General features: G+C 63.4%; 25 protein-coding genes and 1 other RNA gene. 17 read left to right on the forward strand and 9 right to left on the reverse strand.

Annotation, left to right across the window (positions count from 1 at the left end; genetic code table 11):
• Window position 1: 1 nt before the first annotated feature.
• The 3 genes from hflK to B2Z70_RS12885 all read right to left on the reverse strand — a co-directional run bounded on the left by hflK (window position 2) and on the right by B2Z70_RS12885 (window position 2,622).
• Window positions 2-1,156: an FtsH protease activity modulator HflK gene (gene hflK, locus B2Z70_RS12875; protein WP_292983744.1), complete on the reverse strand. Its 1,155-nt coding sequence runs from the start codon at window positions 1,154-1,156 to the stop codon at window positions 2-4.
• A 102-nt stretch (window positions 1,157-1,258) separates the two neighbouring features.
• Entirely contained in the window at window positions 1,259-1,780 is a 522-nt protein-coding gene (locus tag B2Z70_RS12880) for a dihydrofolate reductase (RefSeq protein WP_292983745.1), read from the reverse strand.
• Between the two features lie 2 nt (window positions 1,781-1,782).
• On the reverse strand, window positions 1,783-2,622 hold the full coding sequence (locus B2Z70_RS12885; protein ID WP_292983746.1) for a thymidylate synthase: 840 nt from the start codon (window positions 2,620-2,622) through the stop codon (window positions 1,783-1,785).
• Between the two features lie 162 nt (window positions 2,623-2,784).
• On the opposite strand from B2Z70_RS12885, the gene B2Z70_RS12890 reads away from it, so the two are divergent.
• Complete coding sequence (locus tag B2Z70_RS12890; protein WP_292983747.1) at window positions 2,785-5,040, forward strand: heavy metal translocating P-type ATPase; 2,256 nt, start codon at window positions 2,785-2,787, stop codon at window positions 5,038-5,040.
• A gap of 92 nt (window positions 5,041-5,132) precedes the next feature.
• Window positions 5,133-5,510 (forward strand): VOC family protein, encoded by a 378-nt coding sequence (locus B2Z70_RS12895; RefSeq protein ID WP_009801451.1) that lies wholly within the window; start codon window positions 5,133-5,135, stop codon window positions 5,508-5,510.
• On the opposite strand, the gene B2Z70_RS12900 is transcribed toward B2Z70_RS12895, so the two are convergent.
• Window positions 5,494-6,081: a hypothetical protein gene (locus B2Z70_RS12900; protein ID WP_292983749.1), complete on the reverse strand. Its 588-nt coding sequence runs from the start codon at window positions 6,079-6,081 to the stop codon at window positions 5,494-5,496. The genes B2Z70_RS12895 and B2Z70_RS12900 overlap by 17 nt on opposite strands.
• Complete coding sequence (locus tag B2Z70_RS12905) at window positions 6,081-6,410, reverse strand: PadR family transcriptional regulator (RefSeq protein ID WP_292983752.1); 330 nt, start codon at window positions 6,408-6,410, stop codon at window positions 6,081-6,083. Before B2Z70_RS12905 ends, B2Z70_RS12900 begins: the two co-directional genes overlap by 1 nt.
• Window positions 6,411-6,522: 112 nt before the next feature.
• On the opposite strand from B2Z70_RS12905, the gene B2Z70_RS12910 reads away from it, so the two are divergent.
• The 3 genes from B2Z70_RS12910 (at window position 6,523) to B2Z70_RS12920 (ending at window position 9,186) form a co-directional block, all read left to right on the forward strand.
• Window positions 6,523-7,257 (forward strand): DUF6624 domain-containing protein, encoded by a 735-nt coding sequence (locus B2Z70_RS12910; protein WP_292983754.1) that lies wholly within the window; start codon window positions 6,523-6,525, stop codon window positions 7,255-7,257.
• A 31-nt stretch (window positions 7,258-7,288) separates the two neighbouring features.
• Window positions 7,289-7,645, forward strand: a transfer-messenger RNA (tmRNA) gene (gene ssrA, locus B2Z70_RS12915).
• Window positions 7,646-7,755: 110 nt separating this feature from the next.
• The gene (locus B2Z70_RS12920) at window positions 7,756-9,186 is read left to right on the forward strand and encodes a methyl-accepting chemotaxis protein (RefSeq protein ID WP_292983756.1); all 1,431 of its coding nucleotides are present in this window, start codon (window positions 7,756-7,758) and stop codon (window positions 9,184-9,186) included.
• Here B2Z70_RS12920 and B2Z70_RS12925 read toward each other — a convergent pair.
• A complete protein-coding gene (locus B2Z70_RS12925) occupies window positions 9,183-10,949 on the reverse strand; it encodes an ATP-binding protein (RefSeq protein ID WP_083783204.1) in 1,767 nt (588 codons plus the stop codon). The two genes, B2Z70_RS12920 and B2Z70_RS12925, sit on opposite strands and share 4 nt — an antisense overlap.
• A gap of 252 nt (window positions 10,950-11,201) precedes the next feature.
• Between B2Z70_RS12925 and B2Z70_RS12930 the strand changes: the two genes are divergently transcribed.
• The 6 genes from B2Z70_RS12930 to B2Z70_RS12955 all read left to right on the forward strand — a co-directional run bounded on the left by B2Z70_RS12930 (window position 11,202) and on the right by B2Z70_RS12955 (window position 17,340).
• A complete protein-coding gene (locus B2Z70_RS12930; protein ID WP_009801457.1) occupies window positions 11,202-11,660 on the forward strand; it encodes an SspB family protein in 459 nt (152 codons plus the stop codon).
• A complete protein-coding gene (locus B2Z70_RS12935) occupies window positions 11,657-12,100 on the forward strand; it encodes a PaaI family thioesterase (protein WP_292983759.1) in 444 nt (147 codons plus the stop codon). The genes B2Z70_RS12930 and B2Z70_RS12935 overlap by 4 nt, the downstream gene beginning before the upstream one ends.
• Window positions 12,093-13,304: an MFS transporter gene (locus tag B2Z70_RS12940; protein ID WP_292983761.1), complete on the forward strand. Its 1,212-nt coding sequence runs from the start codon at window positions 12,093-12,095 to the stop codon at window positions 13,302-13,304. The genes B2Z70_RS12935 and B2Z70_RS12940 overlap by 8 nt, the downstream gene beginning before the upstream one ends.
• Before the next feature lie 121 nt (window positions 13,305-13,425).
• On the forward strand, window positions 13,426-15,099 hold the full coding sequence (locus tag B2Z70_RS12945) for a methyl-accepting chemotaxis protein (RefSeq protein WP_009801460.1): 1,674 nt from the start codon (window positions 13,426-13,428) through the stop codon (window positions 15,097-15,099).
• A gap of 194 nt (window positions 15,100-15,293) precedes the next feature.
• Window positions 15,294-15,947, forward strand: a complete 654-nt coding sequence (locus tag B2Z70_RS12950) for a hypothetical protein (RefSeq protein WP_292983764.1) — start codon at window positions 15,294-15,296, stop codon at window positions 15,945-15,947.
• A 178-nt stretch (window positions 15,948-16,125) separates the two neighbouring features.
• Window positions 16,126-17,340, forward strand: coding sequence for a hypothetical protein (locus B2Z70_RS12955; protein ID WP_292983766.1), 1,215 nt, complete (start codon window positions 16,126-16,128; stop codon window positions 17,338-17,340).
• A 74-nt stretch (window positions 17,341-17,414) separates the two neighbouring features.
• Here B2Z70_RS12955 and B2Z70_RS12960 read toward each other — a convergent pair whose 3' ends face one another.
• Together B2Z70_RS12960 and B2Z70_RS12965 are read right to left on the reverse strand one after the other, a co-directional pair.
• Window positions 17,415-17,774, reverse strand: coding sequence for a RusA family crossover junction endodeoxyribonuclease (locus tag B2Z70_RS12960; RefSeq protein ID WP_009801463.1), 360 nt, complete (start codon window positions 17,772-17,774; stop codon window positions 17,415-17,417).
• Window positions 17,775-17,859: 85 nt separating this feature from the next.
• The gene (locus tag B2Z70_RS12965; protein ID WP_292983768.1) at window positions 17,860-18,417 is read right to left on the reverse strand and encodes a DUF6653 family protein; all 558 of its coding nucleotides are present in this window, start codon (window positions 18,415-18,417) and stop codon (window positions 17,860-17,862) included.
• Window positions 18,418-18,586: 169 nt separating this feature from the next.
• Between B2Z70_RS12965 and fumC the strand changes: the two genes are divergently transcribed.
• Both fumC and B2Z70_RS12975 read left to right on the forward strand, forming a co-directional pair.
• Window positions 18,587-19,978, forward strand: coding sequence for a class II fumarate hydratase (gene fumC, locus B2Z70_RS12970; protein WP_009801465.1), 1,392 nt, complete (start codon window positions 18,587-18,589; stop codon window positions 19,976-19,978).
• Window positions 19,979-20,027: 49 nt separating this feature from the next.
• Window positions 20,028-20,222, forward strand: a complete 195-nt coding sequence (locus B2Z70_RS12975) for a DUF4169 family protein (protein WP_292983770.1) — start codon at window positions 20,028-20,030, stop codon at window positions 20,220-20,222.
• Between the two features lie 50 nt (window positions 20,223-20,272).
• On the opposite strand, the gene B2Z70_RS12980 is transcribed toward B2Z70_RS12975, so the two are convergent.
• Complete coding sequence (locus B2Z70_RS12980; protein WP_292983772.1) at window positions 20,273-22,375, reverse strand: TonB-dependent receptor; 2,103 nt, start codon at window positions 22,373-22,375, stop codon at window positions 20,273-20,275.
• 300 nt (window positions 22,376-22,675) lie between these two features.
• Here B2Z70_RS12980 and B2Z70_RS12985 point away from each other — a divergent pair, with 300 nt between their 5' ends.
• From B2Z70_RS12985 to B2Z70_RS13000, 4 genes are all read left to right on the forward strand, one after another.
• The gene (locus B2Z70_RS12985) at window positions 22,676-23,776 is read left to right on the forward strand and encodes an NADH:flavin oxidoreductase (RefSeq protein WP_009801468.1); all 1,101 of its coding nucleotides are present in this window, start codon (window positions 22,676-22,678) and stop codon (window positions 23,774-23,776) included.
• A gap of 5 nt (window positions 23,777-23,781) precedes the next feature.
• Window positions 23,782-24,000: a ribbon-helix-helix domain-containing protein gene (locus tag B2Z70_RS12990; RefSeq protein ID WP_292983775.1), complete on the forward strand. Its 219-nt coding sequence runs from the start codon at window positions 23,782-23,784 to the stop codon at window positions 23,998-24,000.
• Between the two features lie 42 nt (window positions 24,001-24,042).
• The gene (locus B2Z70_RS12995; protein WP_292983777.1) at window positions 24,043-25,695 is read left to right on the forward strand and encodes a chloride channel protein; all 1,653 of its coding nucleotides are present in this window, start codon (window positions 24,043-24,045) and stop codon (window positions 25,693-25,695) included.
• A 105-nt stretch (window positions 25,696-25,800) separates the two neighbouring features.
• Window positions 25,801-26,764 (forward strand): ATP-dependent helicase (locus tag B2Z70_RS13000; protein ID WP_292983779.1); only part of this gene is annotated, 964 nt, incomplete at its 3' end.

Genomic DNA, 26,764 nt, shown 5'->3' on the forward strand with positions numbered 1-26,764 from the left:
CTTAGCCTCCCTGACCCGAACCTGCGGCGCGATTGGCGTCGCCCCGATTGCGACCGAGCTGATCGAGCGGCAGATAGGGCACCGCCCCGTTGCCGTTCTGATCGAGGATCAGCAGCTCCGAACGACCGAGCACCCGTTCCATGGTCTCCAGATACATCCGCTCGCGGGTGACATCCGGCGCCTGGGCGTATTCGTCATAGATCGCATTGAAGCGATCAGCCTGACCTTGCGCCTCGGCGACCACCTGATCGCGATAACCGCGTGCTTCTTCCAGAAGGCGCACGGCGTCACCGCGGGCTTCAGGCACGATGCGGTTGGCGTAGGCGGTGGCCTGCAGGGCGTTCGCTTCAGCATCCTGTTCGGCGCTGATGACGTCCTGGAAGGCGGCGATCACATCTTCCGGCGGCGCGGATTCCTGCAATTGCAGACCCACCACCTGGATGCCGGCTTCGTAAAGATCGAGCGTGTCCTGAATGATCTCTTCGGCGCGCTGAGCGACCTCGCCCCGGCCCGTACCGATGATCGGCTGCAGATCCGAGGTGCCGACCACTTCGCGCATGGCGCTTTCCGAGACGGCCTGAACCATCGCGCGCTGGTCACGGACATTGAAGACGTAATCACGCACGCGGGTCGGATCGACCTGCCACTGCACCGTGAAGGACAGATCCACGATGTTCTCGTCGCGGGTGACCATCAGGGCTTCCTGCGGCGTGGTTCCGATCGTGATCGAGCGGATTTCGGTGACATTCACCGTCTCAACAGTCTCGATCGGATAGGGCAACTTCACACGAAGGCCCGCGCCGGTGGTGCGGACATATTCGCCAAAGCGCTGAACCACGCCCGCTTCACCAGGACCGACCTGATAGACCGAGGCTGCGGTGATAACGCCCACGACGATGAGGGCGCCCACGACGCCGACCACGCCGCCACCGGATCCGCCCTTGCCGGAACCCCCGCGACCGCCGCCGCGCGGACCCTTGCCGCCCAGCCATTGCTGGAACCGGCGCACCAGTTCCTCAAGATCAGGTTCCTGACCCCCGCCGTTCGGGCCGCGGCCCGGACCGTTGGGGCCGCGCCCCCAGGGGTTGTTGTTATTCTGACCGCCGCCGCCGGAGCCCCAAGGGCCGCCGCCGCCTGCATTGTCGTTCCAGGGCATGAATCTCCCCGCTGGTTATAAGGTTTCGTGTTTTATTCGGTATATGAGTATTTGGCGGGTCCGCGCCTTCGGTTCAAGTAAAACCGGTATCGGGATGCTGCGCTATGACGCCCGGACGCGATCCAGCACCCGTAGCGTAAAGCCCGCATCATCGCCTTCAGCCGCCTCGACCGACTCCGCACTCACCTCACGCCACTCTTCGGGCGACAGATCGGGAAAGCCTGCATCGCCCTCAGGCTCGAGATCCACCTCGGTGAGATAGATCCGGTCCACCTTCGGCAACAGATCGGCGTAGAGCTGCGCCCCGCCGATCAGGCAGACCTCATCCACCCCCGCCTCGACCGCCGCGCCGCGCGCTTCCTCAAGACAGGCCTCAACATCGGCGAAGACATAAGCGCCCGCTGCGGCCGTCACAGACCGGCTGATGACGAAGTTTGCTCGCCCCGGCAGGGGCTTGCGCGGCAGGCTGTCCCAGGTCTTGCGCCCCATGACGACCGGCTTGCCCAGCGTGACTTGCTTGAAGCGCCTGAGGTCGGACGGGATGCGCCAGGGCAGATCGCCGTCCCGGCCAATAACGCCGTTCTTTGCAACCGCGACCACAATTGCGAGCTTGATGTGGGTCATGCCTACACCGCTACCGGCGCCGAGATGCGCGCGTGAGGGTCGTAGCCTTCGAGCGTGATGTCCTCGTACTCAAAGGCGAAGAGGTCGGTAATCTCTGGGTTGAGCTTCAGCGTCGGCAGAGGACGCGGATCGCGCGAGAGCTGTTCGCGCACCTGATCGAAATGGTTTGAATAGATGTGGGCGTCGCCGAAGGTATGCACATACTCGCCCGGCTCATAGCCGGTCGCCTGCGCGACCATGGCGAGCAGCAGAGCGTAGCTTGCGATATTGAACGGCACGCCCAGGAACATGTCCGCGCTGCGCTGATAGAGCTGCAGGTGCAGGCGCCCGCCCAGCACCTTGAACTGGAACAGCGTATGGCAGGGCGGCAGCGCCATGGAGGGCACGTCGGCGGGGTTCCAGGCGCTGATGATGTGGCGGCGGCTGTCCGGGCTTTGCCTGATCTGATCGATCAGACCGGCCAGCTGGTCGATCTCACGCCCATCCGGGCCTTCCCAGCGGCGCCATTGCTTGCCGTAGACCGGGCCGAGCTCACCATTTTCGTCCGCCCATTCATCCCAGATCGAGACGCCGCGCTCCTGCAGCCATTTGACGTTGGTGATGCCCTTGATGAACCACAGAAGCTCCACCGCAATGGACTTGAAATGCACCTTCTTGGTGGTCAGGAGCGGAAAGCCGTCGCTGAGATCACAGCGGATCTGACGCCCGAACACGCCACGCGTGCCAGTGCCGGTGCGGTCGGTCTGGTCCTCGCCCGTTTCCATGATCTCGTGCAGGAGATCGAGATAAGCGCGCTCGATCGGAGAGCCGAGATAAGGCTTGGGCGTGTCTGCGAGCACCATGGCGATCTCCTTCGGTCCGGGGTCGGGTCGAAGTCTAACCCGGCTGATGATTCGATAAAGGCCGCGCTGACAGGCCGGGCCGCGCTCTTGCGCGGATAAACCGCAGCCGGTCTTCATCTTGAAGCACTTGCATTGGATGCCGCGAGCAACGATCTGATCGGCATGACCCAGACACCCTCCCCTTCCGCTCTCACCCTGTCTCTCTCCGGCCTCAGCTGCGCAGGCTGCGTGCGAAAGGTGGAGACGGCTCTGGCCAAGGCCGAAGGCGTCGAGCGGGCCAATGTGAACTTCGCCACCTCCCGCGCCCAGATAATGGGCGACCATCTGGATGAAGCCGAACTGATCGCGGCGGTCGAGAGCGTCGGCTTCAAGGCCGAGCGCTATGATCCGGCCCCCGATCGCGCCGCCCGCGAGGAAGCGGAAAAAGCCGCAGCACAAGCTGATCTAAAGCGTCAGCTCATCCTAGCCGTTCTGCTGACGCTGCCGGTCTTCGTGCTGGAGATGGGCGGGCACATGATCCCCGGCTTCCATCATCTCATCATGTCCACGCTGGGACAGACCTTGAGCTGGTCGATCCAGTTCGTGCTGACCTCTCTGGTGCTCGCCTTCCCCGGGCGTCGGTTCTTCACGCTTGGCGGCCAGGCGCTGTTGCGCCGGGCGCCCGAAATGAACTCGCTCGTCGCACTGGGCGCTGGCGCCGCGTGGGCCTATTCCACGCTTGTCCTGCTGGCGCCGGAGCTGTTCCCGGTCGATGCGCGCCATGTCTATTTCGAAGCCGCCGCGATGATCACGACGCTGATCCTTGCAGGCCGGTACATGGAGGCGCGCGCCAAGGGCCGCACCAGCGCTGCGATCAGGAAGCTGATCGGCCTGCGCCCGCAAACCGCTCGCGTGGATCGGGACGGATCGACTGTCGAGCTGTCCCTGGATGAGGTGGCGCCCGGCGATCTTGTCCATGTGCGCCCCGGCGAACGTCTGCCCGTGGATGGCGAAGTGGAAAGCGGCCAGTCCTATGTGGACGAATCCATGCTGACCGGCGAACCTATCCCGGTTCATAAATCCAAGGGTGATGCGGTGGTCGGCGGGTCGATGAACGCCGAAGGCGCCCTTGTCATCCGCACCGGCCGGACTGGCGCGGATACGGTGCTCAGCCAGATCATCGCCATGGTGGAGCAGGCTCAGGGCGCCAAACTGCCCATCCAGTCCCTGGTGGATCGCGTGACGGGATATTTCGTGCCCGCCGTCATCGCCATCGCGCTCGTCACCTTCTTCGCCTGGCTGACGCTGGCGCCCGAAGCAGGTCTGAGCGAAGCGCTGGTCAAGGCCGTCGCCGTTCTGATCATCGCCTGTCCCTGCGCCATGGGGCTCGCCACCCCCACCTCCATCATGGTGGGCGCAGGACGCGGCGCAGAGCTGGGCGTTCTGTTCCGCCAGGGTGAGGCGCTGCAAGGCCTGTCCGATGTGCGCGTGGCGGCGTTCGACAAGACCGGCACCCTGACCGAGGGCAAGCCCGCGTTGACCGCGATTCATACGATCGAGACCGTGAACGAAGAGGCGGCGCTATCCCTCGCCGCCGCTCTGGAACGCACCAGTGAACACCCGATTGCGCGCGCCATTCTGGGCGCCGCCGAAGAGAAATCCCTTTCACTGCCCACGCTCGAGAACTGGACCGCGGAATCCGGCTACGGGGTCAAGGCGGAGCTGGATGGCGAGCCCGTCTACCTGGGCTCCAAACGCTTCATGCGCCGGCTTGGCGTCGAGCTTGACCCGCTCGCCGACGCGATCACCGCGCTCGATGAACACGGAGTGACCGTGATTGTCCTGGCTCGCGGCCAGAGCCTTCAGGCCGCTTTCGGCGTCTCCGACCCGATCCGAAAGGGCGCGTTCGATGCGCTGAACAGCCTGCGTGAACACGGCCTGACCCTGGCCATGATCACGGGCGACGCCGATGCGCCGGCGCGCGCTGTCGGTCAGGCGCTGGGCGTCGAGGATGTCCGGGCCGAGACCCCGCCGGATGAGAAGTATCAGGCTGTCGCCTCACTGCGCAAAGCCTATGGCCCGGTCGCCTTCGTCGGAGACGGCATCAATGACGCCGCCGCGCTGGCCGAGGCGGATGTGGGCATAGCCATGGGCTCAGGCTCGGACATTGCGCTTGAAAGCGCGGACGTCGTCCTGATGCGCGATGATCCGGCCGCGGTGGCGGTCGCCTTGGGCCTGAGCCGCGCAACGCTGAACAACATCAAGCAGAACCTGGTCTGGGCCTTCGGTTACAATGCGCTGCTGATCCCGCTGGCGGCAGGCGTTTTCACCCCTGTCTTCGGCTGGTCGCTCTCCCCCATCTTCGCCGCCGCCGCCATGGCCGCGTCCAGCGTCTGCGTGCTGGCCAACGCCCTGAGACTGCGCGGCTTCAGGGGATAGCCGCGTTTTTTCCATGCATGAGCATGCGAATTAACTTGCCGAACGAACGGGCGCGTGGTTCCCTCCACCATCGAACAAATGGGGAACGCACCATGATTGGCTATGTGACGATCGGGACAAATGATCTTGAGAAAAGCGCGGTCTTCTATGACCGCATTGCAGCGCTGCTGGATACGCCGCGCATGATGGAGGATCCGGGCAATTTCATCGCCTGGGGCAAGCCAGATGGCGGCGCCGGGATAGGCCTGACCAAGCCCTTCAATGGCGAGCCCGCCACGGTTGGCAATGGCGTCATGGTGGCTCTGGCGGCCCGGGACGAGGCGCATGTGGACGAGATCTACAAGACCGCGCTTGAGCTGGGCGGAACCTGTGAAGGCGAGCCGGGTTGGCGCGGCGACCAGTTCTACGCCGCCTATTTCCGCGATCTCGACGGCAACAAGCTCAACGCCTTCATCATGAAGATGGGCTGACGCCTCGTTTTTTGCGCCATGACATAATGGCGCTCCAGAGGCCCAGACCGGCGCTGGCCCCCATCATGAGGGCCAGCGCCAGGGCCAGGGCGACCGGAATCGTCCAAGCGCCCAACACGTCCTGCTCGACATTCTGGTTGTTGGCCGTGCCGAGAAGCCAGACGCCGTCAGAGAGCCTGAACACCCCCACGGACTGCGGATCGCTCATGCGCGCCAGAGCGGCCGCCAGCATCAGCATGGCCAGAATTCCGGATGCTCCGCGCGCCAGACTGGCCGCAAAACGGACCACCTTTCTGCGGACGCCCCCGGACGGCGCTTCAAGAGGCGCTTCGCTCCATTCAGCCGCGATCTCTTCGGGCACGCCCAAACGCGCAAGGGCTTCATCCACACGCTGAACACTGGCTTGCGGGTCCGACTCCAGCGCCTCGATCAGATGGCTCTCGAGCTGATCTCGGGCATTGTCGCGCGCCACTGCGTCTCCGACATAGGCTTTTGCGAAGCGATCAAACCAGTCCCGTGCATGAACACGCGCTGCTTTGTCAGCAAGGTCCTGAACTCTGACAAGGTTCATCAAAATCCCTCCTGAATGGCGTCGGCCAAGTGTGCGAAGCGCGTCCCGAGACGCTGTAGCGCCTCCCGGCCAGTCTCCGTGATCTTGTAGACCTTGCGGGCGGGTCCGGGCCGTGAGGTATCCCATTCGGTTCCGACCCACCCCTCCGCCTCAAACCCCGACAGCAGAGGGTAGAGCGTGCCCTCAGGTATCGAGGCGCCGAAAACGGCATGAAGCGATTGCGCGAGGGCATAGCCGTGCTGCGGCGAACCCGCGAGCGCAGACAGGGCCGCCAGACCCAGCAACCCCTTGCGCATTTGCCGGTCCAGCTTGGCCTCACTGTCTGTCATGGCGGTTGGTTCATCCCGTGTCAGTCCCCGTCCCGAATAGCATTTAAATCGAAAACTTGAATACCTTGTATTTCGAGGTATTGTCTTTTTCAGATTAAATTTGGAGGTCGAAATGAGGTCGTTTTCACGCTTGTCGCTCGCCATGCTGATCGGATTGTCAGTGCTTGTCGGCGCATGTTCAGCACGCGCGGATCCAGGAGCGGATGGCCCGCCGACGGCGGATGCCCTGTTTGACGCCTATCTTGAGGAGGATCGAGCGCTCGAAGCCGAGCTCAGAGCCCTTGCCCCCGAGGCGACGCTGGAGATCCTGCAACAGCGCACGGCGCGGGATCAGCGTGTCCGCTTTCTGATGCTTGAGATGCTCGAGACGCCAGGCGCAGGGCCGAATGAGGCCACGCTGACCTGGCTGCGTCTGATGCGACACATGAACGGCATTGATCGCGAAAACGCGAACTGGCTCAAAGACCGGCTGTCTCAGATCGACTGGTTCACGCGTTCGGATTATGGCGAGGAAGCGGACAATAACGCATTCCTGATCGTCCAGCACGCCACTCATGACCCCGACTTCATGAGAGATGTTCATGTGCGGTTTGCGCGTCTGGCCGAGAGCGGAGAGATTGCGCCTGACAACTATGCCCTCCTGACGGATCGACTGGCCGTCATGGACAACGCGCCTCAACCCTATGGCTCACAGTTTGAATGCGTCGACGGCGAGCAGCGTCTGCAAACGCCGCTGGCAGACCCGGAAGCCGTGGTTGATGCCCGGCGTGCTGAGGTGGGGCTGCCGCCCTTGGCGGATTATATGGCTGTACTGCCAGACTGCAGCTCGCTTCCGGGCGGCGGATAGGCTTTGAGAGGCAGGAGTGTGATGCGCCCGCCCTCTTTAACCCAGTGGGCGCATCACCTATATTCATGATGTTCGCTTCGGCGGACTATGGCGATAAACGCGCGTGTAATAACCAGGCTGGACCCGGGTGCGAATCCCGGCGGCTCCACCAATCCTCTTCCGCACGTTGGGCGGCGAGCATGGGGCCGAATAGGATCGACAGATGGCTAAAGACGTGGCTTTCGCCCGAATGGGCTTCGTTACCAGCCCATATTTAGTAGTTGCCAACGACAACTATGCTGAAGAGGTCGCTCTCGCTGCATAGCAGCGCGGGTATCTCGCACTTAAGTCCTGACCTCTAGCAAGGTCAGGCGGGGCTCGGGGGCGCCTGGCAACAGAAGCCCCCACTTTCCCACCCTTTCGACGAAGGTCGCATAGCCCAACCCGGCATGCGGAAGGTTTTGTTAATCGATCCGCGCCGAAGCTTGAGCGACAGATTCGATCCGTTTGGGGACCGGCATGTCATCCCGACCTGACCCCGCCGACTCTTTTGCAAGCCCAGAAACGTCTGAACCCGCTGAGGCGTCCCGTTCAGATGCGCTCTCCGCCTTCGGCGTCTCCATGGCCGATGTCTCTGGCCTGATCGATGAAACCTCCCAGGCCATTCTCGGGCTGAAAGACGCCTTCGCGGCTCTGGGCCAGGACGCCGAACAAACACTGGGACAGAGCCGATCTATCCTGTCCGTGACGGAAGAGACAGAGACCCATGCCCGCTCCGCCGCATCCGCGATGGCTGAAGCGCAGGGCGCGCTGAACCGCACGGGAGAGGACATCTCCACGCTCGTTTCGACGGTCAGCGCCATGCAGGATCAGGTCAGGGTTCTTCTGGATGCGCTCAACCGGGTCGGGGACATGTCCGACGCCATCGAACGCATCGCCAGCCAGACCAATCTTCTGGCTCTGAACGCCACGATCGAGGCTGCACGCGCCGGGGAGGCTGGCCGCGGCTTCGCCGTGGTCGCCGGCGAGGTGAAGGCGCTGGCCGGCGAAACCGCCAATGCGACGCTCACGATCCAGGGCCTTCTTACGGAAATCCGCGGCGAAAGCGACGCCCTGGTCAATCTGGGGCGGACCGCGGCGGGCGCCGGAGATCAGGTCAGCGAATCCACCACGCAGCTGAGCGCCCTGGTCCACGGCATGTCCGACTCCGTCTCGGGGATGTCCGCCTCCAGCGCAGCCGCGGCGAGCGATGCGCGCGCCATTCAGGATCGCACGGCGGATCTGACCAGCAAGGTGCGAGACCTGAACAGCGTCGTCAGCCGCTCGAGCGAAGCGCTCGACCAATCCGCCAGTCGGATCAGCACCACTGTCGACGAGGCCGACGCCATGGTCGTGCGCGCCGCCATGTCCGGCGCACAAACGCGCGACAGCGCTTTCATTCGCACGCTTCTGGACGCCCGTGCGAAGATCGAGACGGCCTTTTCAGAAGCCATTGCAAACGCAGAGGCGCAGCTGGAGGACTTCTTTGACGATCGGTACCGCCCGATCGAGGGAACGAATCCCCAGCAATTCATGACCCGGTTCACGCCGATCACCGACCGCCTGCTTCCCCCGATTCAGGAAGCCGTGGCGGAGAGCCATCCCGATATCGTGTTCTGCGCGGCGGTGGATCAGAACGGGTATCTTCCAACCCATAACCTGAAATTTTCCAGACCCCAGGGCGATGACCCGGACTGGAATGCGGCCCATTGCAGGAACCGGCGCATCTTCAATGACCGCGTCGGTTTGCGCGCCGGTCAGAACACCGAGCCTGTCCTGCTTCAGACCTATCGTCGGGATATGGGCGCGGGCCGCTTCGTGATGATGAAGGACATCAGCGCCCCCATTCATATCGGCGGCAGGCACTGGGGCGGCTTGCGCCTTGCCTATCTGTCTGAAGCCTCGGCCTAGGCGGTTCGCACCGATGCCGACGCCTTGAGTCCCCGCCCCGCTTCCGACACGGCGTCCGACACCGCCTGAACCAGCACATCCTGGCGCAGGGGTTTGGCCAGCGTATCCACAAAGCCGGCCTCGATGTAGCTTTCCACCTGATGGGCCATGATATTGGCGGTCATCGCGATCACCGGCGGCATGTCACGACCGTCCGCCTTGCGGGCGGTCTGCAGATCGCCCAGCACCGCCACGCCGTCCCGTCCCGGCATGCGGATATCCATCAGAACCAGGTCGAAGTCGGCTTTTGTACAAAGGTCGAGCGCCGTCTGGGCGTCACCGGCCAGGCTCACTTCGACGTCACAGGCCCGCAACAGGCCCGCCGCGACGGTCTGGTTGGTCTCGCAATCATCGACCACCAGAATTCTCAGCCCGTGCGGCAGGGTGTCGGCACAATCACAGGACGGCTTCACGATGACGTCCGCATCCCCGCTGCCGACCGGACGGAAGGGCAGGTAGACGGTGAACAGCGTGCCCACATCAGGCTCGCTCTCCACATCGATGCGTCCCTTCATGACTTCCAGCAGACGCTTGACGATCGAAAGGCCGAGCCCCGTTCCGCCATATTCGCGCGAGGTGGAGGCGTCCGCCTGCGTGAACGGCATGAAGACCCGTTCGAGCTGATCGACCGTCATGCCGCAGCCCGTGTCACGGACCCGCAGGATCAGCTCTTCGGTGTCCTCATCCTGAGCGAAGCTGAGCCGGACTCCGCCCTTGCGGGTGAACTTCAACGCATTCGAGACCAGATTGTGCACGATCTGGCTAAGCCGCGTCGGATCGCCGACCCGCAGACTGTGCGCGCTGACCCCCTGCTCGTAGCGCAGTGAAAAACTCAGTCCAGCCTTCTCGGCCTGGGGCGCGTACAGGGCTTCGATCTGCTCCGCGACATCGCCCAGCACGAACTCGACGGTCTCCACATCCATCTGGCCGGCATCGATCTTGGCGAGGTCCAGAATGTCATTCAGGGTCGACAGCAAATGGTCGCCGGACATCCGGATCACCTCGACCGCCTTGCGTTGGCGCTCATCGAGTTTGGACAGGGCCAGCACCGCGGTCATCCCCAGAACCCCGTTCAGGGGCGTCCGGATCTCGTGACTCATATTGGCCAGGAATTGCGACTTGGCCTGATTGGCCTGCTCGGCCTTGGCCTTCTCGGCGGCGAGCGCCTTGACGGCCGCCATCATGTTGAAGCGGAAAAAGGCCGCCGAGACATATACGAAGATCTGCGAGAGGATCAGCCCCGCCAGCAAGGTTTCCAGAGATGACGGCGCGGCGCCGCCTGCCCGGCTCATGAAATAGGTCGCCAGATAGACCCCGATGCTGAACAGCACGATCATCAGGCCATCTGACACGCCCAGCACCAGACAGAAGGTCAGAACCGCCGGGATCAGACCCAGATTGCAGACATTGGTCAGGTTGCCATTGATCAGCGACAGCAGGCCGAGAACCCCCACCACCGTCAGGCCGATCACGCGAACGCGAAGATTGAAGTTCGAGCGCCCGTTGATGAGGTAGGGCGCGATCAGCAACAGCGCCGAGACGGCGAAACCCGTTCCGACCTCGGCCGCGTAATCGGGCAGGAAGCGGGTATTGATGATGTTGACGCACAGACCGCTCAACCCCGCAAGGATGCAGAAAACAGTCAGCAAACGCTCGGAAGCGACCCCCATGCGGTCCTGACTGCCCGAGACGGGCCAGTATCGATCGAGTACAGAACGCATCATCCGCCTCCCCGGGGCTGCAAGCCGCGTCCATCCCCGGCGCCCCGCTCCACCCCAGCTCGATACACCACAGACCTTAGGGTTTCGTTGCCAGAATCCTACACAAATGGCGCGATGTCACCTTTTACGATTGCCGAGAGCCGAATTTCTCCCGATCGACGAAATCGCACAGGTGCGCACAGCGGCCACGATCGATTGACGCCTCGCAGGGAACAAGTACCCTTCCCTCCAGATTGCCGTGGCTGGGAAAGGGCGATGCAGGTGGCCAAAGACCTGATGCAATATGAACAGCTCGCGCAGGAAGCTCTGCGCGATGTTGTTCGGAAGTCTCTGGAACGGGCGGCGGGCGACGGCCTGCCGGGCGCGCACCATTTCTACATCACGTTTCGCACCTCCGATCCGGGATGCGATATCGATGAATCCCTCGCCAGCGCCTACCCCGAGGAAATGACGATCGTACTGGAACATCAGTTTTGGGATCTCGAGGTCGATGACGCAGGCTTTGAAGTCACGCTGAAATTCGGCGGCGTGCCGAAATATCTCAAGGTGCCGTGGCGCGCGGTGACCCGCTTTCATGATCCCAGCGTCGGCTTCCGTCTGCACTTTGATTACGCCGCCCCCTCGCCGGACGACACTCCGGGCCAGGGCGATGGCGACGATCAGGTCAATGAGGGCACGGTCGTCAGCCTTGAAGCGTTCCGGAACAAAGAGTGAGTTCGTCGCCGTCACGCAGGGATGAACTGGTCGCGCTGTTTTCCGATCCGGACCATTTGCCGGCGGCCACGCGCCATTTCGGCTTTTCGCTGATCGATCTTGATCCCGAGGCGAACTGGGTGGAAGCCTGGTTCGAGGCGCGCCCCGACTTTCTCAATCCCAACGGCTCCATCCAGGGCGGCATCGTGACCGGTTTTCTGGATGAGGCGATGAGTCTGTCGGCTTTCGTCGCCGGCGATTTGAAAGCGGCTGTGCCGACACTTGAAATGAAAACCAGCTTCCTGCGCCCCCTGATGACTGATCGCGCCCGGGCGCGTGGCCAGGTCGTGCGGCTGGGCTCCAGCGTCATTTTCACTGAAGGCTGGCTGTGGAACTCCGAAGGCGTGCTGTGCGCCACCGCCAGCGCGACCGCCGCGCGACGCCCGTTCGGGGATGACTGAGCTTCCAGGCAAAGCGCGCCATCTGGCGCTCATCGCCCTGTCCCAGGTTCTGGCCCTGTCTGTCTGGTTTGCAGGCGCAGCCGCGCTGCCCGGGCTGCAGGACACGGGCGCGCTCTCCACATTCGACGGCGCCGCACTCTCCAGCGCCGTCCAGCTGGGCTTCGTGCTCGGGGCGCTTGCCAGCGCCAGTCTCGGCGTGGCGGACCGGTTTGACGCCCGCAAGGTCTTTGCGAGCGGAGCCTTGCTGGCAGGCCTCATGAGCCTGTGCGCCCTGCTGACACCGCCGGGATCCCTGCTCATGCCGTTCACTCGGATGATCGCCGGCGCCGCACTCGCCTTTGTCTATCCGGTCGGCATGAAGCTCGCGGCCAGCTGGGCGAAAGGCGATACGGGCCTCCTGATCGGCCTGCTTGTCGGCGCGCTGACCCTGGGCTCCGCCAGCCCGCATCTGGCGCCGCTCCTGACCGACGGACTGGACTGGCGCGCGCCATTCGCCGTGTCGGGTCTGGCGGCCCTGGCCAGCGCCGCCCTGATCCTGAGCTCGAGGGCCGGTCCGGCTTTTCGACGCGCTCCGGGTTTTGACCCCCGGGCCATACGCCTGACCCTGAGGGACCCGGGATTGGCGCGCGTCAATCTGGGTTATCTGGGCCATATGTGGGAGCTCTACGCCTTCTGGGCCTGGGTCGGGGTGTTTGTTGCGATATGGACGCAGGAGCGTCAGCTCGCCCAGAGCATCTCGGGGCCAGGGCTGACCTTCGCGATCGTCGCCATAGGCGCGGTCAGCTCGCTGGGCGCAGGCTGGCTGGCGGATCGGGCAGGCCGCACCCTTGTCACGAGTCTCGCCATGACGCTTAGCGGAAGCTGCGCCCTGCTGAGCGCCTGGGCCTGGTCAGCGCCCGCCCTCGTCATGATCGTCCTGCTGCTGATCTACGGAATCACGGTCATTGCGGACTCGGCCCAGTTTTCCGCGGCGGCCGCCGAGCTCGCCCCCCCAGACAAGGCAGGCTCCATCCTCACCCTGCAGACCGCGATGGGCTTTGCCCTGACCCTGGTCACAGTGCAGCTGCTGCCGGTCTGGGCGGAGCATATCGGCTGGCGATTCGCCTTCTGGCCGCTGGCGCTTGGGCCGATCGTCGGGGTCTGGGCCATGCTCAGCCTGAGACGCCGGCCGGAATCCCGGGCGTTGGCTGACGGACGTCGGTGAACGCTTTTAGTGCAAACATATATTAACCGGCGAAGCGCACACCATGGTTAAGGATTGCGCTGTCCCTGCCTGAAAGTCTGACACGAGCTGCGCAATCGAGCAGAAAGACAGGGGTCGAACCATGATCAACAAGCTGGATCAGTTCTCGCTGACAGCGCGTCTTCGCATGATTGCGGGGGCGTCCATCATCCTGATGCTGGCCTATGTCGGCGCCAACTTCCTGATGGGCACGGTCAGCCAGCGCGTGGATGACCGCGCGACGAAGGCGACCGAGAACCTTGTGGCAGCCAGCGGACTTGAGAAGGACCTCACCTCTCTGCTGCGCGACACCTACCTCATGGCCAGCGCGCCGACGCCGGAACGCCGCGACGCCGCCCTGGGCAATCTGGCGGACTTCGAAACATCGCTGAGCGATGTCGAGGCCATCGTGACAGATCCTGTCTTCCGCGCCGCGCTCGCCGAGATCCGCGCCGACGTCCCGGGCCTCAATCAGCTGATCGAGACGGCGGCGGCGAACATCTCGACCTATTCCGATGTCGAGATGCAGCGCTTTATCGACGCCCTTGCGGTGTATGACGACCGGATGGACACGAATATCGAGGTGGTCCGGGATGGCGAACGCGCCCTTCTGGACGAGGCCTGGGCCGCTCGCGACAGTGTTGCGGCGACCTCTCAATGGGTCAGCCTGGTCGCCCTGGTGCTGACCGCTGCGGGTCTGATGGCCATGACCCAGATCATTGGCGGCAGCATCACCCGCTCCGTCAGCTCGATCCAGTCCCTGGTCGGCAAGCTGGCGGATGGCGAACGCGACATGTCGATTGACGAAACCCGCCGCAAGGATGTGTTTGGCGATCTCGGCCGCGCGATCGCCACGCTTCAGTCCGCACTGAGCAACGCCGACGAGGTTCATGCGAACCAGACCCGGGAGGCCGCCCAGCGTCTGGAGCGCCAGAAAGAGATCGAGAGCGCCGTGGTGCGCTTCGAGAGCAGCTCCACCGAGCTTCTGAACTCGGTCATGGCCGCCTCCCAGCAGCTTTCCTCCTCGGCCTCGCAAATGCAAAGCTCTTCCAGCGAGGCTTCGGGCCTCTCCCGGGACGCCCAGACCGCGTCGGGCGCGGCCGCATCCGGCATTCAGGCCGTCGCCGCCGCCTCCGAGGAGCTCGCCGCCTCAATCCGGGAAGTGTCCGAGCAGGTCACCCGGACGTCAGAACTGTCGCGTGAAGCCGGCGACGAGACCGAGCAGAGCTCTACGGTCGTGACCCAGCTGTCCGAGGCCGCACAGGCGATCGGCGAGATTGTCACGCTGATCGAAACCATCGCTGACCAGACCAATCTGCTGGCCCTGAACGCCACCATCGAGGCGGCCCGCGCGGGTGAAGCCGGCAAGGGCTTCGCGGTTGTCGCGAGCGAAGTGAAGGAACTGGCCGAGCAGACCAGCAACGCCACCCAACAGATATCCGCCCAGATCACCGCGATCCAGTCCGCCTCCGAGAAGACGGCCGCCTCGACGGACCGCACCCTTCAGGCGGTGCGCCAGCTGGGCGAACTGGCCACCAGCTGCGCTGCGGCGATCGACCAGCAACGCGTGGCCACCACCGAGATCGCAGAATCCGCCCAACGCGCCGATTCCGGATCCAGCGACGCTGCATCAAGCGTCGCCAAAGTGGTGGAGTTCACCCACCAGACTGACGAGATTTCCAAATCGGTGCTGTCCGCAGCCCAGGAAATGGCGGATCGTCATGAAGCCTGGAAGGAAGAGTTCGAGAGCTTCGTGCAAACAATGCGCGCCTCCTGAACCCGTCTCACATCATGCAAAAAGGGGCGCACAGCGCCCCTTTTTTTGTGTCGCGTCACTCGCGCCTGACGGCGCAACCGAAAAAGACAACAACCCTAGGGCAAGACTAATTTAATAACCGGCCGCTCAGGATCGGGAGAATGTTGGCGCGTGATTCTCTTTTAACGGGAACACATCTGATGCTGGAGACCCTCATGTCGAACTGGACGTCTGCTCTCTCGCCGTTTTCCCGTCAGGGGCTTCCGACCCTGCCTCTCCTCCTCCTGCTTGTGTACGCAGTGACGAGCTCGCTGCTGGGGGCCTCCATCCGTCATCTGGAAAACCAGTCCCGTGACAGCGTGGAGCTGACCTACGCCGCTTCCACTCTGGGCAAGGACCAGGCGTCCCTGATGCGCGACGCCCAGGCCATGATCGGCGCGCCCAGCCAGCTGCGCATGCAGGCGCTCCTCATCAATTTGGAAGAATATGAAGCGGCCCTAGACGCGGTCAGGCTCAGGACCGATCGGGACAGCGCGCTCCAGGCGCCTCTGGATGAGCTGGAAGCCGCACTGCCGGCCATTCGCAGCGTCATGCTCCAGGCCGCCCGGATGGATGCGGACCGGGCGGACGCGGCGATCCAGGCACAGGTCATGGAGCTGACGCGCCTTGATGAGGCAATGCAAGGCCAGCTTGCGCAGCTCGACACCCGACTCACCAGCACGCCCGGTTATGCAGAGCCCTTGGCCAATCAGCTTCGTCGGCTGTCCTGGGTCGTGCATCTGCTCGCCATTCTTCTGGTCGGCGGTCTGATTTTCGGAGCCATAAGGTCGTCCAGGCCTCAGGATCTGAGCGCGCGGATCGCAGACTGAATACGCCTCCCAGATGCGCATAACCCCATCCAGTTGATCTGGATGGGGTTTTCGCGTTCGGTCATGCTGAACACCTGACTAACCAAACTTGAAGCATTTCAGTCCGTAATGCCTGCAGTATCGGGTGGCCTGTTGGGGGCGTCCGGTTTGGCATTGTCTCCAACCGAAGAGGCTGGACATGAAATCTTACAAACTCTCCCTGCTGCTGGGGGCAGGCGCCGCGCTTCTCCCTCAAGCGGCGCTGGCGCAGTCGGCGGAGATTTTCGGCGACTTCCGGGGCCGCTATGAATCCGTGGAGCAGACCGGCAAGCTGGAAGCGGAGTCCCTGACCCTGCGCAGCCGGGTCGGCGTACGCTTCAAACCGGCGGATACGCGCTTCTCCTTCCTTGCGGAAATTGAAAACAACATCACGCTGGCCGGCGACGAGGATCGCAACACCTCGCTTGATCCGTTGCCGCAATACGCCACGATCAACGATCCGGATTTCACCGAGCTCAACCGCGCTCAGCTGGGCTTCAAGCCCAATGAGGACTGGTCCTTTACGGTGGGCCGTCAATATCTGGGCTTTGATGGCAATCGCATCATCGGCTCACCGGGCCACCGCCAGGACAAGAACTCGCACGACGCCGCCATGGCCACCTTCGGACGCGGCGCCTTTGAAGCCAGCTATGTCTATCACTGGCAGCTCAATCGTGGTCCGGGCGATGACGTCAACTGGGAGACCGACGCGCATCTGTTCCATGCGAGCTATGACGTCAATGACGCGCTGAAACTGTCCGGCTTCGTCTACCTGATCGACATTCCCGAACCGGGTCGCGAGAACCTGTCCAACACCACCTATGGCGCTCGCCTGACCGGCTCGACCACCTTGGGCGAAGTCGGCGTCAGCTATGATCTGCTGGTGGCGGCGCAGAACGACTCCGGATCCGCCACCGCGGACTTCGACAACACGCTGATCGATTCCGGCGTCGCCTTCTCGCGCAACGGCGCTCGTCTCGCTCTCGGTTATGATGTGGTGTCCGGCGATGGAACCTACGCATTCGCCAACCCGTTCGCGGCCAATCACGGCACCGCAGGTTGGGCGGACGTGTTCCATGGCGGCGGCCGGGCAGCCCCGGCGAACGGTCTTGAGGACTTTCATGTGGAAGTCAGTTATGGCGCGAGCGTCGAGGCGTCCGCGATCGAGAGCTGGCGCGCCGGCCTGATCTGGCATGAGTTCGAGGCGGAAAACACCAGCGACGATCTGGGTCAGGAACTGGACCTGTTCGTCAGCTTCAGTTTCGCCAATGATGTCAGCCTGTCGTTTGAAATGGCCGATTATGACGGCCCGGACGCCGCCTATGCGCCAGCGGACCGGACCAAATACTGGGTCACGCTGGGTTACAAGTTCTAGACCGAGCCAGACCGCCAACAAAAAACGCCAGGGCCCTGGCCCTGGCGTTTTTTCTTGTCTGCACCTGTCGCGGATCAGGCGGCGTCAGCCTGGTCCTTGTGGGTCAACTCGCCGATGGGGCGCGCGCGGACCTTCACCCGTGCGCGTTCGCCCAGAACCTTCTCCACATGCAGGCGCTGGACCTGGCTGTCATCGTGGAAGACGACGCCCGTCAGCGCATCCAGTATGGCTTTCGCCACATTGTCCACGTCATGCACGGGGCTGTTCTCAGTGCGCTCGATCTCGATGATCACCTCGAACGGCCCGTATTTCGGGCGCACGCGCTTGAACTCGGTGCGAAAGAAGGCGGCGATCAGCTCCTTGAACTTGCGCGTCTGTGAGGTCAGCGCATCCACACGCACATTCAGAGATCCATCAATGGCGGAGGCTTGCACCTTCCCTCTCCCGGTCCAGTCGAGTTGATCCCAGTACTCCGGCGGCAATGACGTGAAGCGCGGCATGGGACCTTGTTCGTTCTTCCTATGACGATTCGGCTGTCTCGCCCGCCTCGTCAAGCGTGGCGCTCCAGTCGCCCGCCAGCCAGGCGGCATAGACAGGATGGCGGTCCTTCATGGTTTCGGCAAGCAGCGCCATCCTGTCCACGAACCAGTATTTCGCGACCGCCGACCCATGCCAGGCCAGGGCCGCCGCCAGAACATCCAGCCGGATATAGGCGAGGATGAAGCCCAGCATGAACAGCGCCGACAGGGCCGAGGTCAGCAACGCCGCACGCTTATAGCCCACGGGCACCGGAACCGCCTTGCGGTTGATGAAGATGCGCTCTCCGATGACGCCCTTGCTCGCCCAGCTGCGACCGGTCTTCGGCGGCGGGGTCAGGCGCGGATTGAGCCACATCCAGAGGATCGCCATCCCGATCAGCCCCACGCCATACCAGCCGATCCAGACCGGACTCCACAGGCATATGAAGATCAAAGGCGCCGCCAGCATGCGGCTCCATACGCTGAGCGGATGGGCGTGCCTGGCCCAGATGGCGTCGCTCATCCCGATGAGGCGCGCCGCACCCTGAAAGGCATCCATCTGCATCTCCCCTGGCTGCCGGTACGCCCTTCAGGTGCGCCCTGACGGGCATCCGGTTCAATCAAGGTGCAGATCACGCTCATTGCGACCAAGGCGCGGCTTGCCTGTCTTTGCCCTGCAGGCCTATAGACGCCCCATACAAGGCCCACGCCGTACTGGAGAAAGACCCATGACCGAGATGCGCGTTGAAACCGATTCCTTCGGCCCCCTCGAAGTCCCGTCCGACAAGCTCTGGGGCGCCCAGACCGCGCGCTCGCTGATGAACTTCAAGATCGGCGGCCAGACCCAGCCCCTGCCGCTTGTGCGCGCGCTGGGCGTGGTCAAGCATTGCGCCGCAAAGGCCAATATGGCGCTCGACAATCTCGAGCCCAAGCTGGGCGACGCCATCGCCGCCGCGGCGCTCGAAGTCGCCGAAGGCAAGCTCAACGACCATTTCCCGCTGGTGGTCTGGCAGACGGGCTCCGGCACCCAGTCGAACATGAACGCCAACGAGGTCATCTCCAACCGCGCCATCCAGATCCTGGGCGGTGAAGTCGGCTCCAAGGACCCGGTCCACCCCAACGACCATGTGAACCGCTCCCAGTCGTCCAACGACACCTTCCCCACCGCCATGCACATTGCGGCGGCGGAAGTGTTCAAGCACGATCTGGTCCCGGCGCTGCAGACCCTGCGCAATGCGCTCAATGACAAGTCCGAAGCCTTCAAGGACATCATCAAGATCGGCCGCACGCACCTGATGGATGCGACCCCGCTGACGCTGGGTCAGGAATTCTCCGCCTATGTGCACATGATCGACAACGCCATCCGTCGCGTCGAGGCGGCCCTGCCGGCGCTGTACGAGCTCGCCCAGGGCGGCACCGCGGTCGGCACCGGCCTGAACGCCAAGATCGGCTTTGCCGAGAAGTTCGCCGAGGAAGTGGCGAACCTCACCAAGCTGCCCTTCGTGACCGCGCCCAACAAGTTCGAGGCGCTGTCCACCAAGGACGCCATGGTGGAAGCGCATGGCGCGCTAAATTCGGCGGCGGTGTCGCTGTTCAAGATCGCCAACGACATCCGCCTGCTGGGGTCCGGCCCGCGTTGCGGCATCGGCGAGATCGCCCTGCCGGCGAACGAGCCGGGCAGCTCCATCATGCCGGGCAAGGTGAACCCGACCCAGTGCGAAGCCATGACCATGGTCTGCGCCCAGGTGATGGGCAACAACTCCGCCGTCAGCTTTGCGGGCAGCCAGGGCCAGTTCCAGCTCAACGTCTTCAAGCCGATGATGTCCTGGAACGTGCTGACCAGCGCCAAGCTGCTGACGGACGCCTGCCATTCCTTCACCGACAATTGCGTCGTCGGCATTGAAGCGAACGAGCAGCGCATCGCCGACATCATGGAACGTTCGCTCATGCTGGTGACGGCGCTGGCGCCGACCATCGGCTATGACAACGCCACCACCGTCGCCAAGACCGCCCACAAGAACGGCACCACCCTGCGCGAGGAAGCCATCAAGCTCGGCTTCGTCACCGAGGAAGAGTTCGACCGCGTGGTGCGCCCCGAAGACATGATCGGCCCGAAATAGGCCGTACGCTTTGCTCCGCCGCTTCGGCGGCGGAGCCTGAGAGGCTCCCATGACCCAGCCGATCAATCTGCGTCAGTTCCGCAAGAAGAAGGCGCGAGAGGACAAGGCCAAGCAGTCCGAAACCAATCGCGTCCAGTTCGGTACGCCCAAGGCCCAGCGCGACCTTGAGAAGGCGCGTGAGGCCAAACGCAAGGCGGCGCTGGAGGCGCACAAGCGGGAGCCTGACAAAAGGTCCGATACATAAAAAAACGGCGGCTCGATGAGCCGCCGTTTTCATTTCGGGACGTCCCGTTTCTAGAACCGGTGACGGATTGTCAGGCGCGCATTGAGCGGCTTGCCGGTCGAGATATTGTCGTTCGAGTGCGCGTCGGGGAAGTAGTCCTCGTCGAGCAGGTTCTCGATATTGAGCTGCAGACGGGTCTGATCGGTCAGATCATAGAACACCGCCGCATCCACGCGGGTGTAATCGGGCACTTCGACAGCATTGTTCTCCAGTACGAAGAAGCTGTCCTGATAGGTCACGCCCAGCGCGAGCGCGAGCTGATCAGTGGCCTGGTACTCGTTCCAGATCGAGATCATGTTCTCGGGGGTCTGGCGGGTGGCATTGCCATCAAATGCGCCGCCCTCGACCGTGCTGTCGAGATAGCTATAGCCCGCATTCACGGTCCATTGATCGGTCAGCCGGCCCAGCAGCTGAACCTCGAAACCCTCCGTCGTGCTGCCCGGCACCAGCGTGACGATGGAGGGGTCATCGGGGTCCACCGTGGTGAACTGGCCGCGCTCCAGACGGAACAGGGCCGTGGTCAGGCTCAGACGCTCTGCGAAATCCCATTTGACGCCGACTTCGGTGTTCTCGAACCGCTGGGGCTCGATGTCCTCGCTCGTGGTCGTCAGGGTCAGGAACTGATCGCCGGAGCTCGGCAGGAAGGTCTCGGCATAGCTGACATAGACCGAGACGTTTTCCGCCGGCTTGTAGATCGCGCCCAGACGCGGCGAGAATTCCTCGTCCACCCGGCCCCGACGGCCGTCATCGGTCGGGCTGATCGCCAGACGGTCCAGCACCGCCACGTCAAACCGGTCATAGCGACCGCCCAGCACCAGCTTGAACTGGTCGGTGATGTCGATCTGGTCCTGAAGGTAGAGCGAGACAAACTCCACATCCGAGGAGCGGTCGCGCACATTGCTGGTGAAGGTATAGCTCGGCACGACCACCGGATCGGTCAGGCTGACGCTGATCTGGTCGTCCTGAGTCGCGGCGAACAGGGTGTCCTGGCGCGCATTGGTGGTGGACTGGTCGCCATATTCAGCGCCCAACAGCAAAGTGTGCTGGAAGGGACCGGTGGCGAACTCGCCCACCAGATTGCCCTGGATGATCAGGTTCTGACGTGTCGTGGGATCGCGATAGCCGTCGAGCGTGAGCGTGTCGGTCGTCGCATCAAAACCCGCCGCGTAAATGTTCTGATAGAGCTTGTCATAGTCTGCGTACTGCACCGTGACATTGCCGCGCAGCGCGTCCGAGAAGGTGTGTTCGACACGGCCGCGATAGATGCTGGCGTCCAGTGTCGTGTTATTGCCGTCCGCATCGCCAAAGAAGGTATCGCGATACCCCTCAAGCGGCGCATCTGGACCATTGGCGACGGAGACCGACGGCACGCCCCGATCCACCACGCGATCATCGCTCATATACTCATAGCTGAGCACGGCCTGAGTCCGGGCGCCGAGATCGAATGTGAAAGTCGGGTTGATGGCGTACCGCTCGCCGTCAAACACATCCCGATGGCTTTCCAGATGCTCGCCATAGGCGTTCAGGCGAAACGCAATTGTGTCAGACAGCACCGTGTTCACATCGCCCGCCAGCTGATAGGCGCCGAACGTGTCCACGCTGGCGTTGAGGCCTGCAAAGTCCTCGTCCAGCTGCGCGGTCTTGGTGACGCGGTTGATCACGCCGCCGCCGCCGCCGCGCCCGAAGAGGAGCGCGTTTGACCCGCGCAGGATCTCCACCTGCTCGAGATTGTAGAGCGGACGGTAGTACTGAACATCATCACGCAGACCATCGAGGAAAAAGTCCGCCGTGCTCTGATTGCCGCGGATGATGATGGAATCGCGGTGCCCCTCGCCCTGGCTGACCGCCAGGCCCGGCGTATAGCGCAGGATGTCGCCAATCGAGGTGAAGGCCTGATCCTCGATCTGGGCGCGGGTCACGATCGACAGGCTCTGCGGCACGTTCAGGATAGGAGTGGGCGTCTTCACGGCATTCAGCTGGTCGATCGACAGATAGCGGCCCGTGACCACGATTGTGTCCTCAACTGTCTGATCAGAGGTTTCAGCCGCCTGAGCCGAGCCCAGCGACAGGATGGCGGCCAGCGCCGTCATCATGCGCGCCTTGGTGATGAGCATGGAGATCCGTCCGGTTTGAAGATGAGAATGCTTTTCGTTGTTATGAATTATAAAATGCCGTTTCGATAATCAATCTCATTATCAGTCGCAACTGCAGACACTATGATCCGGAGCTCGAAGGCGCCCACGGGGAAGCCCGGAAAAAATCCTCATAGGCGAAACTGCGTATTGCTCTGAAAATTCTGGGAAATATCCTGGTCTCGGCAATCCGAGAGGCGCCTTCCCCAGACAAGTCCCTTGATTGTCGCGCGCGATATATCCAACTGATCGCCGTTCATTCGTGCTTTCAGGGGACCCTTCATGCCGAACACCAACGCCCTCTTCCAACCGTTCGAGCTTGGCTCGCTCCAACTCAAGAACCGGATCGTCATGGCGCCCATGACGCGGTCCAAAAGCCCGGGCGGCGTGCCCAACGACAATGTGGTCGGCTATTACGAGCGCCGCGCGGACAATGATGTCGGCCTGATCATCACCGAAGGCACCACCATCAATCGCCCCGGCGCCAGCTTTGATCCGGCGATCCCGAACTTCCACACGGAAGAGGCCCTCGCCGGCTGGAAGAAAGTGGTGGACGCTGTCCACGCCAAGGGCGGCAAGATCGCGCCCCAGCTCTGGCATGTGGGCCTCGCGCGCAAGCCGGGCACCGGTCCGCATCCGGACGCGCCGTCCGACAGTCCGTCCGGCATCATGCCCGGCGGCAAGACCGTCGGCGAACCGATGACCCAGGCCGAGATCGACGACACCATAAAGGGTTTCGCGGACGCCGCCGAGAACGCCGCGAAGATCGGTTTTGACGCCATCGAGCTGCACGGCGCGCATGGCTATCTGATCGACCAGTTCTTCTGGGAGGGCATGAATCAGCGCGACGACAAGTATGGCGGCAGCCTGCTGTCGCGCACCGAGTTCGCGCAGGAAATCATCCGCGCCGTCCGCGCCCGCATCCCCGCCGACCTGCCTCTCATCCTGCGCTATTCGCAATGGAAGCAGCAGGACTATAACGCCAAGCTGGCGCAAACCCCGGACGAGCTCGAAGCCTTCCTCGCGCCGCTGTCTGAAGCCGGCGTCGACATTTTCCACGCTTCCACCCGTCGCTTCTGGCTGCCCGAGTTCGACGGTTCCGAACTGAATCTGGCCGGCTGGACGAAAAAGCTCACCGGTAAACCTGCCATAACAGTGGGATCTGTTGGCCTTAATAGTGACTTCATTGGCGCCTTTATGGGGGAAGCCTCTGAAAAGTCTGGCCTCGACAAGCTGATCGAGCGCCTGGACGCGGGCGAATTTGATCTCGTGGGTGTGGGCCGGGCCCTGCTGTCTGATTACGCCTGGGCCCGCAAGGTCAAGGACGGCCGCTTTGAGGATCTGGAAGACTTCAACGCCGAAGCGCTCAAGGAACTGGCCTAGACACCATGCTCAAGAAACGTTCAGTCACCCTCAAGGGACACGCGACCTCTCTGGCGCTCGAGCCGGATTTCTGGTCCGTGATCGACGATGAGCTGAACGATACAGGCGGATCTCTGGCCGGGCTCATCACCTCGATCGACGAGATGCGCGAGCCTAATCAGCCCCTCTCCAGCGCCTGCCGGGTGTGGGCGCTCAAACGCGCCCTGGGCGCCGGTCAGCACTGATCCGGAGTTGACGATACGGAGCGAGCGGGGTTTGAAGATGGCATGAGCACCGCCGTCACCCCGCCGCCCCTGTCGCCGCTCGACAAACTGCTGCGCTATCTCAAGAACAGCTTTGCTGACGGGCGCTCGCCTGCGCTGTGGCTGCTGGCGCTGGTGGTGGGCGTTGTGGCGGGCTACGCCGCCATCGGCCTGCGTCTCGCCATCCAGTCCGTGCAACTTGTCGCCTTTGGCGAGTTTTCCGAACGTCTCGCCAGCACCGCCTCCACCCTGCCCCCGATCATGGTGATCCTTGCGCCGGTGGCTGGCGGCTGCGTCGTCGCGCTTCTGCTCTATGTGGGCCTGAAAACAAACTGGCTGCCGGAAGTCCGCGCCGAGGGCGTCGCCGACGTCATGGAAGCACGCGCCGCACAGGGCGGGAAAATGGCGCTGATGCCCAGCGTCTGGTCCGCCCTGATCCACGCTGTCTCCATCGGCGCAGGCGGCTCCACCGGGCGCGAGGGGCCGTCGGTCAATCTGGGCGCCGCGCTTGCGAGCTTCATCAGCCGCCCGCTGAACCTGCCGGCCCGGGGCGCGCGCATCATGCTCGCCTGCGGGGCCTCCGCCGCCGTCGCCGCCAGCTTCAACGCGCCGGTCGCCGGCGCCCTCTTTGCGTTCGAGGTGGTGCTGGGCCATTACGCCCTGCGCTCCATCGGTCCGGTCGCCGCAGCCAGCGTGATCGGCGCGATCCTCTCGCGCATCCATTTCGGCGCCACGCCCGCCTTTTCGGTGCCCGAGATCCCGCCCGCAAGTCTCGCGGACTTCATCGCCATCATTCCGCTCGGCCTCGCCTCGGCGGCGCTCGCCATCGCCTGCGTGATGCTGTCCTTCAACCTGCCGCGCGGCCTCGCCCTGCGCGCTCAGGCGCTCTCGGTCCCGCTCTGGATCCTGCCGCCCTTCGGCGGGCTGCTGATCGGAGGCCTGGGCGTCCTGGCGCCGGAAGTGCTCGGCGTCGGCTATGAAGCGACCTCGATCGCGCTGGCGGGCGGCTACGCCATCGGCACGCTGGCGGCGCTGATCGTGCTCAAGCTCGCCGCCATTGTCGCCACCATGGCCTTCCGCTTCGGCGGCGGCATCTTCGCGCCCTCGCTCTATCTCGGCGCCATGCTGGGCGCGCTCTATGGCGCGCTGATCGCCCCGATCCTGGGGCCTGACAGCGCTGGCAGCGCCTATTTCGCCGTCATCGGCATGGGCGCTGTGGGCGGCGCCGTGCTGGGCGCGCCGCTTTCGACCACGCTGATCGTGTTCGAGCTGACCGCCAGCTATGAAGCCTCGATCGCGCTACTGGTCTGCGTGTCGCTGGCCAGCGTCATCACCACCTCGATCACCAAGGGCAGCTTCTTTCACAAGCAGGTCGAGCGTCACGGCTTTGACCTCACCCAGGGCGACGCCCGCGTCATCCTGCAGACCATTCGCGCGCGCGACATCATGACCCCGCTCGACAGCCATGATGCGACCGGTGAACTCGATGAAGCCTGCGTCTATGACGATGATTATCTGGGCCGGGTGATGGGTTTCTTCTCGGCCGAGAAGATCGACGGGGCGCAGGTCCGCTCCCGCCATGGCGACCAGCCCATTGTGGGCTACATCACCAAGGCCGACGCCCATGCCGCCTACGCCCATGCGCTGCAGGCCCGGCACGAGGAAGAACATCGCTAGCGCGCTTGTCCGGCAAACCATCGATGACATCGCCGCCCCTACGCTTTGCAAGCGGATGTGCTAGTTTCGTTCTCCTGTGCGAATCGAAGTGCGAAAGCCTGCGTCATGTCCTCTGTCCCCCTTTCCCAGCAGGCGGCCCCACGGGCGCCGCGTGCGGACGCCGCCTATCTTGACGGGTTGAACCCCGAACAGCGCGCCGCGGTCGAGGCGGTGGACGGCGCGGTGCTGGTGCTGGCGGGCGCGGGCACGGGCAAGACCCGCGTGCTGACCACGCGGCTGGCGCATATCCTGGCGACCGGCAAGGCGCAGCCCTGGAACATTCTGGCGGTGACCTTCACCAACAAGGCCGCGCGCGAGATGAAGGAGCGGGTGGGCAAGATCATCGGCGAGCAGGTCGAGGGCCTGCCGTGGCTGGGCACCTTCCACTCCATCGCCGCCCAGATCCTGCGCCGCCATGCCGAGCTGGTGGGGCTGAAATCCACCTTCACCATTCTGGACACCGACGACCAGCTGCGGCTTCTGAAGCAGATCCTTGAGGCCGAGGGCATTGATACCAAGCGCTGGACGCCGCGCCATCTCGCCAGCCTCATCGACGGCTGGAAGAACCGCGCCCAGACGCCCGAACGCATCCCCGAAGAGGACAAGTGGAGCTTCGCAGACGGCAAGGCGCGGAAACTCTACAAGCTCTATCAGGACCGCCTGAGCGTGCTGAACGCCTGCGATTTCGGCGATCTTCTGCTGCACAACATCACCATCTTCCAGAACCATGACGATGTGCTGGCGGATTTTCACCGCAAGTTCCGCTATTTGCTGGTGGACGAGTATCAGGACACCAACGTCGCCCAGTATCTGTGGCTGCGCCTTCTGGCGCGCGGCTCGGGCAATGTGTGCTGCGTGGGCGATGACGACCAGTCGATCTATGGCTGGCGCGGCGCGGAAGTGGACAATATTCTCCGCTTCGAGAAGGATTTTCCCGGCGCGCATGTCATCCGGCTGGAAAAGAACTACCGCTCCACAAAGCATATCCTTGCGGCGGCTTCATCCATCATCAGCCACAATAAGAGCCGTC

Origin of the sequence: Oceanicaulis sp. UBA6590 (assembly GCF_002433705.1) — a bacterium.
GTDB lineage: Bacteria > Pseudomonadota > Alphaproteobacteria > Caulobacterales > Maricaulaceae > Oceanicaulis.